Source organism: Sorangium sp. So ce394, assembly GCF_051474665.1.
In the GTDB taxonomy this organism is placed as follows: domain Bacteria; phylum Myxococcota_A; class Polyangia; order Polyangiales; family Polyangiaceae; genus Sorangium; species Sorangium cellulosum_D.
This window is the reverse complement of the sequence record NZ_CP150339.1, coordinates 7690421-7707441: the sequence shown is the minus strand read 5'-3', so window position 1 is coordinate 7707441 and position 17021 is coordinate 7690421. Positions and strand designations below refer to the sequence as shown.

The 17021-nt window shown below is 73.3% G+C and carries 12 protein-coding genes; 7 read left to right on the top strand and 5 right to left on the bottom strand.

The window, feature by feature from the left end; translation table 11 throughout:
• Positions 1-8: 8 nt before the first annotated feature.
• The 3 genes from WMF33_RS28035 to WMF33_RS28025 all read right to left on the bottom strand — a co-directional run bounded on the left by WMF33_RS28035 (position 9) and on the right by WMF33_RS28025 (position 6055).
• Positions 9-641 (bottom strand): NUDIX hydrolase, encoded by a 633-nt coding sequence (locus WMF33_RS28035; protein WP_437331502.1) that lies wholly within the window; start codon positions 639-641, stop codon positions 9-11.
• 163 nt (positions 642-804) lie between these two features.
• On the bottom strand, positions 805-2496 hold the full coding sequence (locus WMF33_RS28030) for a carboxylesterase/lipase family protein (protein ID WP_437331501.1): 1692 nt from the start codon (positions 2494-2496) through the stop codon (positions 805-807).
• A 178-nt stretch (positions 2497-2674) separates the two neighbouring features.
• Complete coding sequence (locus tag WMF33_RS28025; RefSeq protein ID WP_437331500.1) at positions 2675-6055, bottom strand: GAF domain-containing protein; 3381 nt, start codon at positions 6053-6055, stop codon at positions 2675-2677.
• Positions 6056-6466: 411 nt separating this feature from the next.
• On the opposite strand from WMF33_RS28025, the gene WMF33_RS28020 reads away from it, so the two are divergent.
• The 6 genes from WMF33_RS28020 to WMF33_RS27995 all read left to right on the top strand — a co-directional run bounded on the left by WMF33_RS28020 (position 6467) and on the right by WMF33_RS27995 (position 13549).
• The gene (locus tag WMF33_RS28020) at positions 6467-6874 is read left to right on the top strand and encodes a hypothetical protein (protein ID WP_437331499.1); all 408 of its coding nucleotides are present in this window, start codon (positions 6467-6469) and stop codon (positions 6872-6874) included.
• A gap of 757 nt (positions 6875-7631) precedes the next feature.
• Entirely contained in the window at positions 7632-8957 is a 1326-nt protein-coding gene (locus WMF33_RS28015; protein WP_437331498.1) for a glycosyltransferase, read from the top strand.
• A gap of 65 nt (positions 8958-9022) precedes the next feature.
• Entirely contained in the window at positions 9023-10153 is a 1131-nt protein-coding gene (locus WMF33_RS28010) for a polysaccharide deacetylase family protein (protein WP_437331497.1), read from the top strand.
• 2 nt (positions 10154-10155) lie between these two features.
• The gene (locus WMF33_RS28005) at positions 10156-11391 is read left to right on the top strand and encodes a carboxylate--amine ligase (protein ID WP_437331496.1); all 1236 of its coding nucleotides are present in this window, start codon (positions 10156-10158) and stop codon (positions 11389-11391) included.
• Positions 11357-12139, top strand: a complete 783-nt coding sequence (locus WMF33_RS28000; protein WP_437331495.1) for a metallophosphoesterase family protein — start codon at positions 11357-11359, stop codon at positions 12137-12139. The genes WMF33_RS28005 and WMF33_RS28000 overlap by 35 nt, the downstream gene beginning before the upstream one ends.
• A gap of 96 nt (positions 12140-12235) precedes the next feature.
• Positions 12236-13549 carry a GNAT family N-acetyltransferase gene (locus WMF33_RS27995; RefSeq protein ID WP_437331494.1) on the top strand — a complete coding sequence of 438 codons (1314 nt, stop codon included), beginning with the start codon at positions 12236-12238 and terminating at the stop codon, positions 13547-13549.
• A 76-nt stretch (positions 13550-13625) separates the two neighbouring features.
• Here the strand turns inward: WMF33_RS27995 and manA are convergent, their stop codons facing one another.
• Positions 13626-14825: a mannose-6-phosphate isomerase, class I gene (manA, locus tag WMF33_RS27990; RefSeq protein ID WP_437331493.1), complete on the bottom strand. Its 1200-nt coding sequence runs from the start codon at positions 14823-14825 to the stop codon at positions 13626-13628.
• A 45-nt stretch (positions 14826-14870) separates the two neighbouring features.
• Positions 14871-15854 (bottom strand): PAS domain-containing protein, encoded by a 984-nt coding sequence (locus tag WMF33_RS27985; RefSeq protein WP_437331492.1) that lies wholly within the window; start codon positions 15852-15854, stop codon positions 14871-14873.
• A gap of 272 nt (positions 15855-16126) precedes the next feature.
• On the opposite strand from WMF33_RS27985, the gene WMF33_RS27980 reads away from it, so the two are divergent.
• A complete protein-coding gene (locus WMF33_RS27980; protein WP_437331491.1) occupies positions 16127-16969 on the top strand; it encodes an MmcQ/YjbR family DNA-binding protein in 843 nt (280 codons plus the stop codon).
• Positions 16970-17021 lie beyond the last annotated feature (52 nt).

Below are 17021 nucleotides of genomic sequence, written 5' to 3'. Positions count from 1 at the left end.
CCGGCGGCTCAGCGGTGGAGCAGCTCGAAGAGCTGCTCCAGCATGAGGTAGGTCAGGCCCCAGACGACCCGCTCGTCCACGCGCAGGCACGGGAGCTGGAGGACGTTCCCCTCGTGCGTGTACGCGTAGCTCGAGGTGCGCTCGCCGCGCGCGAGCGGCCCGAGCGGCGTCCAGAGCGCCTCGGCCACCTCGTCGCTCAGGGTGAGATCCGGCGTGGAGCGCAGCGCGAACACGAACGGGGCGATGATCATCCCGACGCGCCGCCCGCGGACGACCGCCGGGATGTCGGGCAGGCGCGCGAGCAGCGTGCCATGCGCAGCGAGGTCGATCCCCACCTCCTCGCGCGTCTCGCGGATCGCGGTGGCGAGCAGGCTCTCGTCCTGCACCTCGCGCCGCCCGCCCGGGAGCGCCATGTGCCCCGACCAGGGATCGCCCGGGTGCTCGGCGCGGCGGATCAGGAGGAGCTCGGCCTCGCCGGGCTCCGGGCTCCCCACGGGCTCGAGCGCCGTGCCCAGAGGCCCCGCCGGCGCCCGCAGGATCGCGGCGACCGCGGCCTGACGCTCCTGCGTGAGCGCGTCGAGCGCGGCCTCGCGCCCTTCGAGGCGGGCCATGATGGCGGCGAGGTCGTAGGAGGGGAGCACGGCGGCGAGGATAGCATAATGTCTACCGGTACTTAGAGATCGCGCGGCGGCGATCGCCCCGGCAGCGCGCGGCGGCGGCCCTCGACGCGAGGCGCGCAGGCCCCGCGCCGGCGCCGGGCCGCGACCACGGCGCCCGCGCCCTGCCGCCGGCGTGCGACCGCCGTCAGGGAGCCGCCGTGGCGAAGCTGTCCCACATGTCGCAGAGGTCCTTCTTCAGCCCGGCCTCCTGAGAGATGGTCATATCGAGGACGATGTTCTCGTCGGTCTCCGCGTCGTACCTCGGCCATTCGGCCGCATCTTCGCCGTTCGGGTCTCCGGTCTCCGCGTGGCGCGACCAGTACCCCATGATCGCCTGCGAGAGCTCGAGCTCGTCCTCGGTCAGCGGCTCCGACACGAGCAGCCCCGGGTTGCCGAACACGTACCGGATCTCGGCCGAATGGAAGGCGCCGAGGTCGCCGAGCAGCGAGCTCTCGGGCGCGTGGGTGAAGTGATAAAGATACGTCGCCGCGCCGCCGCTCGCGATCGCGCGCGCCGCGCGCCGCGTCGGGCACACGAACATCGAATCGCCCAGCGCCGCGGTCGCCGCCGCCTGCGCCGAGCCGTACGTGTCGCTCGGGTAGTTCGCCACCACCTCTTCGCCGTGGCCGGGGGCGAGGCTGTCCGCGAACGTCACGAAATCGGCCTCGTCGGCGATCGTCGCGGTCTCGCCCCAGAGCGTGACGAAGAGCGAGCCCTCGTCGCCGTTGCTGCCGATGATCGTCGGCATCTTCTCGAAGCTCCCGGCCTCGAGGAGCTTGCCTGGCAGGTCGGGGAGGTTCCAGCCGTCGATGACCGGGAACCAGGTCGGGCCGGCGCCCACGAGGAAGGCTTCGCCCGGCGGGAGCGCGCTCATGACCTCCTCGGCCGGCTTGCCGCGCAGGCACTCGAGGACCGAAGGCGCGTCGGCGCAACCCAGCGCCTCGACGAGCTCCTGCCCCTGCGCCGTGGCCGTGGCCTCGTCCGCGGCGGAGTCGCACGGCCCGCTCTCGATGATGGCGCGCTGAAACAGGCCTTTGCTCGGCGGCGACACCAGGTGCATGCAGACGCTGATGCCGCCCGCGGACTCGCCGAACAGGGTGACCTTGCCCGGATCCCCGCCGAAGGCGCCGATGTTGGCCTTGACCCACTCGAGCGCGGCGCGCTGGTCCTCGAGGCCGTACGCGCCCGTCGAGGGGTGATCGGGATCCTCCGACTTGAGCTCCGGGAGGGCGAGGAACCCGAGCGGGCCGAGGCGGTAATTGAGGGTGACCACCACCGAGCCGGTCGTCTCGGAGAGGAGACGGCCGTCGTAATCGGCCTCCGCGCTGCTCCCCATCTCGAAGCCGCCGCCGTGAATCCAGACGAGGACGGGCAAGGACGAGGACGCCGGGCGCTCGGGCGTCCAGACGTTCAAGGTGAGGCAGTCCTCTCCCGAGCTCTCGTTGTAGCCGGGCGTGAGCAGGTTGAGCTGCGAGCAGGGGATGCCCACCTCCAGCGCCTTGCGCGGCTCGGTCCACGGCTCGTGCGGCGCGGGCGACTTCCAGCGCAGCTCGCCGACCGGCGGCGCTGCGTACGGAATGCCGAGGAAGGTGCGCGTCGCGCCGACGACCGCGCCCTCCACCGGACCCGCCTCCGTCTGGATGAGCAGGGAACCCGGCTCGCCGCCAGCGCCGCCGGAGCCGCCAGCGCCGCCGGAGCCGCCAGCGCCGCCGGCGCCGCCAGCGCCGCCAGCGCCGCCAGCGCCGCCGAGGCCACCCGGGGCGGGCTCACTCGAGCTGCAGGCAACAGCGAGCAGGCCTAGGAGAATGGTGTACGACAATGAAAGTCGGAAGGGCATGGTCGTCTCCGTCGAGAGCAAGTCGAGAGTGCGGGACCGTGGGTAAAGCGGAGAGCACAGCGCCGAGGAGAGCGGCGGACACGGCGACCGCGCTGGAGATGATGGAGCTCTTCGCCCGATTCCGCGAGCTCTACAAGTCGCGATCGTCGTCGGGCGAGCGCCGGGCGGGCGCCCGGCTTCAGCCGCCCTGCCGGCGGGCCGCGGCGACGCGCGCGACGAGCCGCTTCACCTCGGCCGCGTCCACCGGCTTGGTCAGGTGGTGGTCGAACCCCGCCTCGCGGGCCTGCCGCCGGTCGTCCTCCGTGCCCCAGCCGGTGAGCGCCACGAGGAAGAGGCCGCTCCGATCGGGCTCCGCCCGAAGGCGCCGGGCCACCTCGTAGCCGTTCATGCCCGGCAAGCCGATGTCCAGGAACACGATGTCGGCGCCGAGCTCGCGGGTCGCGGTCAGCGCGTCAGGGCCGGTGTGGACCGCCCGTGTCTCGTGGCCCGATATCCGGAGGAGCAGGGCCAGGCTCTCCGCCCCGTCGACGCTGTCGTCCACGACGAGGATGCGGAGGGCGGCCGGGGGGGCGAAGCTCGCAGGGCCGGCGAACGGTAGCCTCGGGGCGGCCTCCTCGGCGGCGGCGAGGGGGAGGCGGATCGTGAACGTGGAGCCGCGGCCGGCGCCGTCGCTCTCGGCGTGGATCGAGCCGCCGTGCAGCTCGACCAGGCGCTTCACGAGGGTGAGCCCGATCCCGAGGCCCCCCTGGGCCCGGTCGATCGAGCGGCCAACCTGGGTGAACATGTCGAACACGTTCGACAGCATGTCGGCCGGGATCCCAACCCCGTTGTCGGCGACCCGGACGACCACCGCGGCCCCGTCCCGCTGGGCGGCGAGCCGGATGCTGCCGCCGGCCGGGGTGTACTTGGCCGCGTTGTTGAGGAGGTTCGCGAACACCTGGGCGAGCCGGGTCGGGTCGGCGTCGAGCAGGAGAGGGGCCGGCGGGAGCCGGACCGCGAGCTCGTGCGCCGCCGCCTCGAGCAGCGGGCGGCTCGTCTCCAGGGCGCTGTTCAGGACGGCCCGGAGATCGATGCGCTCCTTCCGCAGCTCCACCTTGCCGCGGGTGATCCGGGAGACGTCGAGCAGGTCGTCCACCATGCGGACCATGTGCCCGACCTGCCGGTCCATCATGTCCAGGATTTTGCGGGCCTGGTCCACGCTGCCGGCGACCTTGAGGATCTCGAGGCCGGTCCGGATGGGGGCGAGCGGGTTCCGCAGCTCGTGGGCGAGCGTGGCGAGGAACTCGTCCTTCCGCCGGTCCTGGTCGCGGAGCTGGTCGTAGAGCTGAGCGTTTTCGATGGCGACGGACGCGATGTGCGCGAGCTGGACGAGGATCGCCTCGTCGCTCTCGGTGAACTCCCCGTTGCGCTTGTCGCAGAGGTGGATGAGGCCGAGGTTCTCGCCGCTCCGGCCGATGAACGGCGCGACAAGCCAGCCCCGCGTCGGCGGGCGCCTGCCGGCATCGCCGCTGACGAGCCCCCGGGGCAGGAGCGGCGGGGGGTCAACCTGGGTGGGGAGCGCCGCTGCCGCAACCTGGGTGGGGGGTGCTGCCGCAACCTGGGTGGGGGACGCCGCCGCAACCTGGGTGGGGGGCGCAACCTGGGTGGGGGGTGCTGCCGCGGGCTCAACCTGGTTGAGGTACGGCTGCCCCCCCAGCTCAACCTGGGTGAGCCACGCCGGGGGGGCCTCCAGCTCAACCTGGGTGAGCCGCACGGGACGGTTGGTACGGCAGACCACGGCATAGACGCCGTTTTCCTCGGACGGAACCGCCGGGCCACGCCGGCCGTCGTACCTCCCGGACATCGACACCGTGTTGACCGCCTGCGACCCGTCGATCCCAGCGTTCAGCCGCGTCACCGCCTGGTGCGCCCCGATGATCCGCCGGGCCTCCTCGGTGATCCCCTGGAGCACGCTGCCCAGGGACCCGGACGCATGGATGGTCAGCGCTGCGTCCGCCACCTGCTTGAGGAGCCGGCCCTGCTCCCGCTCCAGCTCGAGCAGCCGCGCCACCCGCTCCTCGTCGAGCTTGCGGGCGGTGACGTCGACCGTCACCCCGTCGAACCGCCGAGGGGTGCCGTCCGGCGCATAGGCCGTCCCGCCCAGCGCCCGGACCCACTTGAACGCCCCCGTGACAGGATCGACCGTCCGATAATCCATGTCATAGGGGATCCGCTCGCGGATCGACGCCTCGATGGCCCGTCGCGTCGGCTCCCGGTCGTCCGGGTGCAGCCGCTCGTAGAACGTGCCGATGGTCACCCGCGCGTCCGGCGGCAGCCAGAAGTGCTCCTTCACCCGGTCGTCCCAGATCAGCTCGTCGAACGGCAGATCGCAGTACCAGAACCCGAGACCCGACAGCCGGACCGCATAGTCGAGCCGCTCGTCCCGCTCTCGCACGCTCCGGGCCGCCCGCGCCCGCTCGATGGCCTCCCAGCAGCGGCCGACCACCAGCCGCACGAGCCCGACCTCATCGGGCGTCCAGCGCCGCGGCGCCTTCTGGTGGACCGCCATCGCCGCCGTGAACCGGCCGGACTTGTGCAACGGAACACAGATGACCGCCTGGATCTCCGTCGCCAGATACGCCGCGAGGTCGCCCCCGGCCCTCGGGTCCGCGTCGACGTCGTCGATGACGTACGGCTCGTTCGCGAGCATGAGCCGCACCAGCTCGGGGCCGAAATCGGCGACCGGCCACCGGCCCACGATGCTCCGGACACCCCGCGTGTGATCGCCCGTGATGACGAACACGCGCTCGTCCTCGACCTCCGCGTAGGCGCACCGGTCCACGCCGAGGTGCTCCGCGAGCAGGCGCGCCGTCACGGCCATGACCTCGCCGGGATCGACGAGCGGCTGGGTGGCCGCGGCCAGCTCGGCCAGGAACCGATGCCGGCCCTCGCTCTCCCGCAGCGCCTCGCTGGCCCGCCTCGCATCCCGCGCCTGGGCCAGGGCATGCACGGCCGTGGCGGCGAACCGCGACAGGCTGGAGACGAGCCGCGCGTCCTCGGCGTCGAACTTCCGCTCCTCGGAGTGCGCCATGACCCAGACCGTGCCGATCGGCGCGCCGCCGGCGTGGAACGGGACGGTCAGCGCCTCGACGATCGCAGGCTCCACGGCGGCGCCGGCCGCGAAGTGGCGGGCAGGGTGCGGGAAGAGGAGCGCCGCGTCGCAGTCGACGACGGCGCCGCAGGGGCTCCCGCGCCGGGGCATCGTCCCACCGGCGTTGTGCGCGAACGCCCCGGCGACGGCGACCCACCGGAACACCTCGCGGCCGTCCTCCACCTCGAGCACGCTGACGCCCGCCGAGTCGGCCCGGCAGAGCTCGAGGAGCAGCGACGCGAGCCTCGGGAGGACGTCCTCCAGCGACCCGGCCATCGCCGCGGCGAGGGCGATCAGAGCCCGGTTCTCGGCCGCGTGATCGGGCAGCCGGGACGGGCGGAGGGCGAGCGCCTCGGCGGCCAGCATCTCCTCGATGCGGACCCCCGGAGGCGAGAGCGCGGCGGCGCCGTCGCAGCGCGGAAGGCTCATCGGCAGGGACGCTCCGCCCGATCCGAGCCGTGCATGGACAGGGCGGGGACGCCGAGCACCTCGGGCGCCGGACCGGCCGCGATGACGTCCCGAAAATAGAGCAAGCTCGGCTTTGAATGCTGCATGCGTTTGGCGGACCTTGGTAAGGCGAAGGGCAGGCCACCGCAAGCCGTCGGCCGCGCGCGTCAACGAGATGACGCCGGAGGACGGCGCGCCGCGCCGGTGTCCGGAGCATATCCGGAGGTCCGTTTGCCGGAAGCGCCGGAGAAACCATCCGGACCCGATCGGAACACGTCGGGGCCAGCTCGGGGCCGAGCGGCCCATAGCGACGAACTCAGCAGCTCTCGGCGCTTGGCTCGCTCGGCCTGGCATTCTGATTCGGCGCTCACTCTGATAAGATGATCGTGGACCATGCTCGAGATCCTGCGCAATGCGCACTACACCGTGACGATCGATCCGGCGGCGCAGCTCGCGCGGGTGACGCGGAGCGCGGCGCCGTCCGAGTCTGCCGTCCTGTTCGAGGAGCGGTGGATGGAGGTGAGCCGCGCGCTGGACCGCGCCGGCCGCAGCGGGCTGTGCCTGCTCGTCGACCTGCGCGAGGCGGTGGGCCGGAACGACCCGCAGTTCGAGGCGGCGATGCAGCGGGTGCGGCCAGCCGTGATGAGCGGCTTCCGCCGCGTCGCCGTCCTCGTGCGGACGACCGCGGGGGCGCTGCAGATTCAACGCCATGTCCGGGAAGACGGCATCGACCGGATGATCGGCAGCGACGAGGCCCAGCTGCTCGAGTACCTCCGCGAGCGACGGCCGCGCTGCCGCTGACGCGGATCGCGGCCGACGCGGCCCCATGGGCGTGCGCCGCAGCGCCGCTCGTCATCATCATCGTCGTCTCCTCCGTTCGGTCGTTTGCATCGCGATGTCCCCCGTCCGGCGAAGCGGTCGCGATCCGAAGCCGCCGCCCGGCGCCGCCGCAGGGCGAACGGCGGCCACCCACGCTCCCTCGCAGCCCGGCCCCCCGACCGTGCCGCAGCACGCCCTCTGCAGTGCCCGCGCGTCGCGAGGGCGGCTCACCTTTTTTGACCGGCCGGAGACGATCCTCGTAACCGGTTGAAAGCCAACCGCTTTCCCGGGCCAGCCGCCGCGCTGCCGGGGCGCGCCCTCGGCGGGCGCCCCGCCCGGCGAGGCGCGGCGCTCCGGGGAGGTGGCCAGTCGAAGACTGGGACGGAACTCCTCCGTTCGGCGCTGAGGACCATGTCCTTACGAGGGTTGTACAACCCTCGTACTTCGGTTTTCCCGTTTGTTGCGCGACTCGCTTGTCAGCTTGCCAATCCGTCGTATAGTCAATTCGAGTCGCGTCCCCGCGGTCTGCCATCGAGTCACGCGGGGTGTTGCAGCGCTCGTGTCGATCCGCCGGCTCGGGGCACTGACCAGCTCAGCTCCGGCGATGCCCTGGACGGCGTTTATCGCCCAGGAGGGGCCGGGTGCGAGGGGATGGGATGGCAGCCGGGTACGGCCGGCGCCGTACGAGCCGTCAACTCGACCGGATCGGCGTTCCACGTGTTTGGAGGGGGAGAGTGGTATGGAGACACAGATCGCTTACGGTATCGAGGATCGCGCTCGCAAGGACGCGCGGGCTCTTCAGCGGCTCGCCATCGCGCACGTGGTGAGCAGCTTCCAGACCGGCGGCGCCGAGCAGGTGGTCGTCGATCTCGCGGCGTCCCAGCGCGCCGCGGGCCATGACGTGCTGGCGGTCGCGGTCGCCGAGGACCCGGACGGGCCGCGCGCGGAGCAGCTCCGGCGGCGCGGGGTCGAGGTGTGCCTCGTGCCGAAGGGCCCCGGGTTCGACAGGACGCTGACCGCCCGCCTCGCCGCGCTGTTCGCGACGAAGGGCGTCATGCTCGTCCACGCGCACAACCAGCTGTCGCTCATCTACGCGGCGCCCGCCGGGTGGCTGCACCGGGTCCCGGTCATCCACACGAAGCACGGCGTGTCCCAGGACATGGAAGGAGGAAGGTGGCTGCGCACCGCCGCGTCCGCGTTCGTCGACGCCCACGTCGCGGTGTCGCAGCCGACCGCCGCGGCCGTCCTCGGCCGGCGCGAGGTCGACCCGCCGAAGCTGCATGTCGTGCCGAACGGCATCGATCTGTCGCGGTTCGCGCCGGATCCGGCGGCGAGGGCCCGGGTGAGGGCCGAGCTCGCGATCCCGCAGGACGCCTTCGTCGTCGGGAGCGTGGGGCGCCTCTCTCCCGTGAAGAACCACGCGCTCCTCGTGCGCGCCGCCGCGCGGGCGCTGCCCCGGAGCGGGCGGCTCCTCCTCGTCGGCGACGGCTCGGAGCGCGGGCGGCTCGTCGCCCTCGCGCGCGAGCTCGGCGTGTCCGATCGCGCGCTGTTCGCCGGGGAGCGCCACGACGTGCCGGCGCTCCTCGCCGCGCTCGACGTGTTCGCGCTGCCGTCCCTGTCCGAGGGCCTGCCGCTCGCGCTCCTCGAGGCCATGGCCGCGGGGCTGCCGGCCGTCGCCACCGACGTGGGCGGCGTGTCCACCGCGCTCGTCGACGGTGAGACGGGCTTCCTCGTGCCCTCCGACGAGGCCGCGCCCCTCGCCGCGCGGCTCGCGGAGCTCGCGGCCGATCCCGCGCTCGTCGCGCAGATGGGCCGGCGCGGCCGCGCGATCGCCCTCCGGCGCTACTCCGCCGCCCGGATGGCCGAGCGCTACATGGCGCTCTACGAGCTGCTGCTCGCGCGGCACACGCAGCGCCCCGCCGCCGTCCGCCCGAGCTCCCTGCTCGCCTGGGTCTGGGGCGCGAGCCAGAGGCCGCGCCAGATCTCCGCCGCTCCGGGCCGCGGCGACGGCCGCCCTTCCGGCGATCCGCCGCCGCCGCCGTCGCCGGCCGCGCTGGCGAGCTGAGCGGCCGCCGGCGCGCCGCCGTCATCGATCGATCTTTTCGTAAGGCTCTCGTGGGGGGAGGACTCATGTCGAACGTGGTGAAATGGCTCTCGGATCTCCTGGCCGCGCCGTGGGCGGCGCGGCCGTTCACGCGGATGATGCGCGGGCGCGTGACCATCATCGTCATGCACCGGCTCGCGGACCCGGCGCGCGGCATCGCGGGCGTCGATCCGCGCGATCTCCGGCGCGCGCTCGAGTTCCTGAGGAAGGAGCGGTATCCGATCGTGTCGCTCGAGCGGGTCTTCCGGAGCCTCGCGGGCGAGGCGGCGCCCGTCGACCGGGCCGTCGCCTTCACGATGGATGACGGCACGAACGACCAGGCGACGGTCGCCGCGCCGATCTTCGCGGAGTTCGATTGTCCGGCGACCATCTTCGTCGTGACCGGCTATCTGGACGGCGAGCTGTGGTGCTGGTGGCACCGCGTGGAGCACGTGTTCGAGTCGACGCGGCGCCGCGAGCTCAGCGTCATGATCGCCGGCCTCCGCCACGTCATCCGCCTGGACGAGGGCGTGCCGCGGGCGCTCCTCGCGCGGCGCTTCATGGAGCAGTGCAAGCGCGTCCCCGAGATCGAGAAGCTCCGCGCCATCGAGCGGCTCGCCGCCGCCGCCGAGGTCGAGCTCCCGGCGCGCCCGCCCGCGCGTTACGCGCCGATGTCGTGGGACGACGTCCGCGCGTGCGAGGCGCGCGGCATCACGTTCGGCCCGCACACGGTCACCCATCCGGTGCTCTCCAGGACGAGCGACGCGCAGTCGAAGCGCGAGATCGTCGTGTCCTGGGCGCGCCTGTGCGCCGAGGCCAGGCGCCCGGTCCCCATCTTCTGTTATCCGAACGGGCATGTGGGGACGGACTTCGGTCCTCGCGAGTGCGCCACGCTGCGCCGCCTCGGCTTCCTGGGGGCCGTGACCAACTCGCCTTGCGACCACGCGACCGTCGCGGGATTCCAGAGCTCGCCGGACGCGCAGTACTCGGTGCCCCGGGTCGACTTCGGCGCGGATCACCGGAGCTTCATCCACTCGGTGTCGGGCGTCCTGCGGACGAAGCAGCTGCTCAAGCGGCACGTCGCCTGGCGGGGCGCGGCCGCGCCGGCCGATCCGGGCTTGTCGCTCGAAGGCCCTCAGGGCGACAACCGCGGCCCGTCGACCTCGCTGTTCGAGTGATCATGGACCGACAGGACATCGACGCCATCCGCTTCTCCCCCGAGCGCCCCCCGGCGCTCGTGCTGGGGGACATCACCCTGGTCCGGCCGCTCGGGATGGCCGGAATCCCGGTCATCGCGGCGACGAAGGATCGGTCCGACGCGGTCCTCTGCTCGCGCCACGTGAGCGCCGCCTGCGCCGTGCCCGGCTTCGACGAGGCGAGCCGGGACGCGTCCGCGGCCGTCTTGCTGGGCCTCGGGGAGCGGCTCCACCGGGCGCTCGGGCGCAAGATCCCGCTCTTCTACGGCACGGACCCGCAGCTCGAGCTCGTCTACCGCCACCGGGCGGCGCTCGCGCGGCACTTCCTCTTTCTCCTCAACGAGGAGGACGTGTGCTGGTCGCTGCTCGACAAGGAGGGGTTTTACGGCCTCTGCGAGGCGAAGGGCGTCCTCGCGCCGCGCACGCTGCGGCCCGGCGGCGATCTGGCGCGGCTGCGCGAGCCGCTGCTCGTGAAGCCGCGCCGCAAGTCCGCCTGGGCCGAGATCCAGCGCGACCTCCTCGGCGGCGCGGGGAAGGCGCGCTGCTTCGGCACGCGCGCCGAGCTGCTCGCGCACCCGCACTTCGAGCGCTTCAAGCGCGACCTCATCGTCCAGGAGCACATCCCGGGCGGCGTCGTCGATCTCGTGTCGTTCCACGGGTTCGCCGACGAGCGGCGGGAGCTGCTCGCGTGGTTCTGCGGGCGCAAGCTCCGCACCTACCCGGCCTTCGCCGGCGAGAGCGCCCTCGTCGAGGTCACGGACGACGGCGGCGTCGCCGCGGCCGGGCGCGAGGTCGCCGGGAAGCTCGGGCTCAAGGGGCCGTTCAAGATCGACCTCGTGCGCGACGCGAGGAGCGGCGCGCTCTACACGCTCGAGGTCAACGCCCGGTACACCCTCTGGAACCACGTGGGCGCCGCGGCGGGCGTCAACCTGCCGCGCGTCGCGTACGATTACCTGGTCGAGGGCCGCCGCCCGGCCGAGGCGCCGCGCGCCGCCGCGGGCTACCGCTGGCTCGACGTCTACCGCGTCTACCGCGCGTTCCGGGAGCAGCGCGGCGGCGCATCCGTCGCGACCTGGCTCGGCGCGGTCGCGGGGGCGCCCACGGTCTACGACGCCTTCGCCTGGGACGACCCGAGGCCCTTCGCGCGATGGGCCAGCACATTCCTCACACGAAAGGTGGCGCGCCATGCTTTACGGGATCATCGCGGACGTTCACGGTAACCTCGAGGCCCTCTCGGCCGTGCAGGCGTTCCTCGCGGAGCGGGGCGTGGAGCACCTGCTCTGCCTCGGGGACATCGTCGGATACAACGCCGACTCGGACGCGTGCGTGCGCCTGCTCGGGCGGCCGCCGGTCGTCGCGATCGCGGGCAACCACGACCTCGTCGCGATCGGGCGGATCGACGTCGAGCGCTGCGGCGCGAAGGCCGCCTTCGCGCTCCGGCGCACGCGCGCCGCGCTCTCCGTGGACAGCAAGCGGGCGCTCGCCCTCTTGCCCAGGCGGCGCCTCATCGAGGGAGAGATCGTCCTCATTCACGGCGGCGTCGACGATACGTGCGAATACATGACGAGCCCCGCGCACATCGAGGAGAACGCGCGGCTCCTCGGCGAGCGCGAGCCCAGCGGGCGCATCTGCTTCTTCGGGCACACCCACGTCCAGGCGCTCTACGAGGTCGAGGCGGGCGTCGCGACGCTGCGGTCGGCCTGCGAGCGCGTCTCGCTCGACCGCGCGCGGGGCAGGCGCTTCTTCATCAACCCCGGCTCGGTCGACGCGGCCCGGAGGCGCGACAAGCTCGCCGAGTTCGCCATCTTCGACTCGTCGCGACAGGACATCTGGTTTCACCGGGTCCGTTACGATCACGAGCGCGCCGAGCGACGCGCCGCCGAGGAGGGATATCGAATGACGTGGCTGGACAAGCATTTCGGCGCGGCGCGCGGGGCGATCGCCCAGCTGCGGCCGCGATGGCGCTGAGGGGCGGCGATGCCGTCGCGCCGCGCCGCGCGAGGGGGCGGCGCGGCGCGGCGGGCACGGGGAGGGGAGCTCGATGGGGACGAGGCGGAGGGGGAGATGCTGCGATTTCACCTGGTGACCGAGGTCGCCGAGCTCGCCGCGATGCGGGCGGCGTGGGAAGATCTGATGGGGCGGAGCGAGATGGACGAGCCGATGCTCGCGCCGGACTGGATGCTCGCCTGGTGGCGGGTGTTCGGGGCGCAGGGCCGCGCGCTGCGCGCCGCGCTGTTCTTCGACGGGCCCCGCCTGGTCGGCCTCGCGCCGCTGCTCGAGCGCCGCTGCCGGCACAGCAGCGGCATCCCGTTCCGCCGGCTGGAGCTCCTCGCTTCGGGCGAGGACCCGGCCGACGAGATCTGCTCCTGCAACCTCGGGGTCATCGCCGAGCGGGGCGCCGAGGCCGACGTCGCGCACGCGCTCGCCGGCGCGCTCGCGGGCGCGGCGCTGGGCGCGTGGGACGAGCTCGTCCTGCCGGCCATGCGCACCGACGGCGCGCTCCCCGTGATGCTCGCGGGTGCGCTCCGGCAGCACGGCATCGACGCGCGGATCGAGGTCACGGACGCCTCTCCCTACATCCCGCTGCCGTCCAGCTGGGAGGTGTACCTGCGCGCGCTCTCCGCGTCGCGCCGTTACCTCGTGCGCCGCTCGATGCGCGACCTCGAGGCGTGGGCGGGCGGCGCGCTGACGTTCGAGCGGGCGACGACGCGGGCGGAGCTCGCCCGGGCGCGGGAGATCCTGCTCCGCCTGCACGCCGAGCGCTGGTCGGCCGACGGGCGCGCGGGCGTCTTCGCCTCGCCGCGGTTCCGCGCGTTCCACGACGAGGTGATGCCCGCGATGCTCGAGCGCGGCGCCCTCGAGCTCGCGTGGCTCTCGGCGCGCGGCGAGCCCGTCGCGGCGCTCTACAACCTCGTCTGGAGCAACAAGATCTACTTCTACCAGTGCGGGCGCAGGGTCGACCTGCCGAAGGGGCTCCGGCCCGGGATCGTGGTGCACGCGTACGCCATCCGCGCCGCGATCGAGGCGGGGCGGCGCGAGTACGATTTTCTGGACAGCCCCTGCCAGTACAAGCTGGCCCTGTCGCTTTCGGCGCGGCCGCTCGTCGAGCTCCGGGCGGCGCGGCCCTCGGTGAACGACAGCGCCCGCCGCGCCGCGGAGCTCGCCGCGCACGAGCTCCGCGTGATGAAGCGGCGCGTGCTCGCCACGTGGCGCGCCGCCGCCCGGTCGCTCCGCCGCGACCCGGCGGACCCGCCGGCGCCCCCGCGCGAAGCGCCGGCGACCGCCGCGGCCGACGGCGCCGCCGCGGCCGGTGGCGCCGCCGCGGCCGACGGCGCGAGCCCCCGGCCGGCGGCGCGGGAGCGCGCCGCGTCGTCATGAGCCGCTTGTCCGGGCGCGGGGATGCTCAGGCTTCTCTGCGGTGCTCCGCGTGGCGCGTGGCGCCCCCCGGCGCGGCTCAGAGGCCGACGGTGGCGCGGAAGAACTGGCCCTCTCCCTCGATGGCGTAGCCCCCCGAGGCGAACGGGACGAAGAGCGAGCCGCCCTGGCGGAGCCCCTGGGCGGCGCCGCGCGCGTCGACCAGCGACGCCTGTCCCCGGGTGCACAGCACGATCTCGGGGCCGCGCCGGTCGTCGGTCCGCCACGATGACGCGGCGTCGAGCTCGATGCGCGAGAGCCGGAACTCCGGCGCCGGGGTGTCGTAGATGGACTCGGCGCCGGCCCGGCGCGGCGCGACGGGCTCGACGCGCCACGGGGAGAAGTCGAGGACGCGCAGGAGCTCGCCGACGTTGACGTGCTTCGGCGTGAGCCCGCCGCGCAGCACGTTGTCGGAGCTCGCCATGATCTCGATCCCGACCCCCTGCACGTAGGCGTGCAGCCGGCGCGGCGGCAGGTACAGCGCCTCGCCCGGCTCGAGGTGCACGTCGTTCAGCAGGAGCGCGATCACGACGCCGACGTCGCCCGGGTAGAGCTCGTGCAGGCGCAGCGCCCAGCCCGCGGCGCGCGCGAGCGGCCCGCCCGCCTCGGCGCGGGCCCGGCACGCCTCGACCACGGCGGACACGAGCTCCCGCCGCGCCGCCGGCCCGAGCGCGAGCAGGCCCTCGACGAGCCGCGCGACCGCGGCCGCGTCGATGGGCCCGCTGCCGCGCGGGACGAGCGCGTCGCCCGGGCCGCCGGCGAGGAGCGCGAACGCGTCCGCCAGGGCCTCGGCCGGCCGGAAGCCGCAGAGCGCGTCGAACGGGGTGAGCGCGCAGATGAGCTCGGGCTTGTGGTGCGGGTCGCGGTAGGTGCGCTCGGGCGCGTCGACGGGGATGCCGGCCGCGTTCTCCGCGTCGAACCCGCGCCGCGCCTGCGCCTCGTCCGGGTGCGCCTGCAGCGACAGCGGCTGGTCGGCCGCGAGCACCTTGAGCAGAAACGGGAGCCGCGCGCCGAAGCGATCGCGCGTCGGCGCGCCCAGGAAGGCGTCCGCGCGCCTGGGGATGGCGTCGATCAGGCGCTCGCGGCCTCCGTCGAGCTCGACGATCGAGGAGGCCGCCGGGTGGGCGCCCATCCAGAGCTCGGCCTGCGGCTTGTCGGAGGGTCCCTGTCCGAGCAGCGCCGCGATGGCCTCCCGCGAGCCCCAGGCATACTCCTGAACACGGTTCTCGAGCGCAAACATGGATAGCTCCTGCGGGCGGCACCGTACCGGATGGCCCCGGGGAAGTCAGCCCTTGAGCGCGTGGGCGATGCCGCTCTCCAGCGTCGACCGCGTGACAAGGCCGCTGAGATCGGCGCCGAGCTCGACCAGGGTCTCTGCGATCTTCGGCTGGATGCCTGTCAGGATCACGGTCGCGCCGAGCATCCCGACGGCCTGGGCCGTCTTGACCAGCGCGTTCGCGACGTCGGCGTCGACGGCCGGCACGCCGGTGATGTCGAGGATCACCCGCCTGGCCCCGTGGGCGACGATGCCGCCGAGCAGCACCTCGAGGGCGCTCTGCGCGCGGCGCTGGTCGATGTCGCCGATGAGCGGCATGACGAGGACGCCCTTGGCGATCGGCAAGAGCGGCGTGGAGAGGGCGCGCAGGCTCCTCTCCTGAGCGCGGATGATCTCGGCCTGGAGCTCCTGGTTCTTGGCCTCTGCGCGCTTGTAGCTGGTGATATCGGTCGAGACGCCGCAGACGCCGCGGACCGCCCCGGCCGCGTCCCTGAGCGGGAACTTGAGCACGGCGAAGTGGTGGAGCTGCCCGTCGGGGCTCACGTCGCCCTCGTCCCACGAGAGCGTCCGGCCCGTGGTGAGGACCTCGAGATCGGAGGTACGGAACGTGTCGGCGCGCTCCTTCGGGAAGATCTCGTGATCGGTCTTCCCGGCCACATCGCCCCACGCGAGGCGCGCCCAGCTCAGGAAGTACCCGTTCGCCAGGATGTAGCGACCGCCGGCGTCCTTGGCGAAGAGCAGCATGGGCGCGGCCTCGAGGACCGCGCGGAGCACGTCGACGTCGTCGGACGGCGCGCCGCCGCGCGGTGTTCGCTTCTCGGCGCCGGGGCCGGGGTCAGGGGGCAGCGCTCCAGGCGACGGCTCGTCTCTGGGCTCGGGTTGGGCGAGCGCCCGTCGCAGCTCGGCGAGCTCGCGGCGGAGCTCTTCGTTCTGCGCTCGCAGGGCCTCGTTGTCGCGCTGTAGATCGTCTCGGTGGGATCGGTCCTCCGCCATGCTCCGGTCGCCTCGCATCGTCTGCTCCGCTGGCCGCTTCGGCCCCCTTCCGGAACGGGCGGGTGAATCGCTCGCCACGTAAGCGCGCCAGGGCGACACTGTCAAGGTGGTCCCTTCGAGGCTGTCGGGGGCGTCACGCGCGGGAAGCAAGGGGTGCGCGGGGGCGCAAGACGCGCTTCGGGCTGGCGCTGCTCGGCGGCTGTCGGCTCAGCGGTTGACGCGGCGAGCGGCTCCGGCTTTACGTGGTCCGGCGTGCGCCCTAGGCTCGGCGAATGACCACGACCAAGGACGACGCGCGGCTCTCACCCATCCTTGCGAGGCTGCGCGACGCAGCGCTGGCCTATCCCGAGGCGGTTGAGGAGTTCCCCTGGGGGGATCGCGTGGCCAAGGTGCGCGGGAAGATCTTCGTCTTCCTCAACCTCCACGAAGGGAAGCTCGTCGTGACCGCGAAGCTGCCGCAGTCGGGCGACGCCGCGCTCCTGCTGCCGTTCGCGGCGCCGACCGGGTACAACCTCGGCAAGAGCGGGTGGGTGACAGCGCGCTTCGGTCCGAAGGACCGCGTGCCCGAGGCGATGCTGCTCGAGTGGATCGAGGAGAGCTACCGCGCGGTGGCGCCGCAGCGGGCGTTGCGGGCGAAGGAGGAGGGGGCGACGGGGAAGGGGGCGGGGGCGAGTAAGCGAGCGGGGGAGAGGAAGAAGGCTGCTGCGGCCGGGGAGAACGCGGCGGTGAAGAAGGGGGCTGCGGCGAGCGAGCGAGAGGGGAAGAAGGCTGCTGCAGCCGGGGGGAAGGCGGCGGCGAAGAAGGGGGCTGCGGCGAGCGAGCGAGAGGGGAAGAAGGCTGCTGCAGCCGGGGAGAAGGCTGCGGCGAAGAAGGGGGCTGCGGCGAAGAAGGGGGCTGCGGCGAAGAAGGGGGCTGCGGCGAAGAAGGGGGCTGGGGTGAACAAACGGGCACCGGGAAAGCCTATGGCCCCGGCGAAGCCTGCAGATCCGGCCAAGAGAGCGGCGCCGGTGAAGACAGGGGCAGCGGAGACGAAAGCACCGCAGTCGAGATCCAGAGCTCCCAAGACGAAGACGGTACGGGCGCAGAGCGTGCAGCCTACCCGGTCGCGTCGCTAGCGTCAGCGCCTCGTCGCGCGTGAGCCCTCGCCTTGCGCGGCGTAGCTGTCAC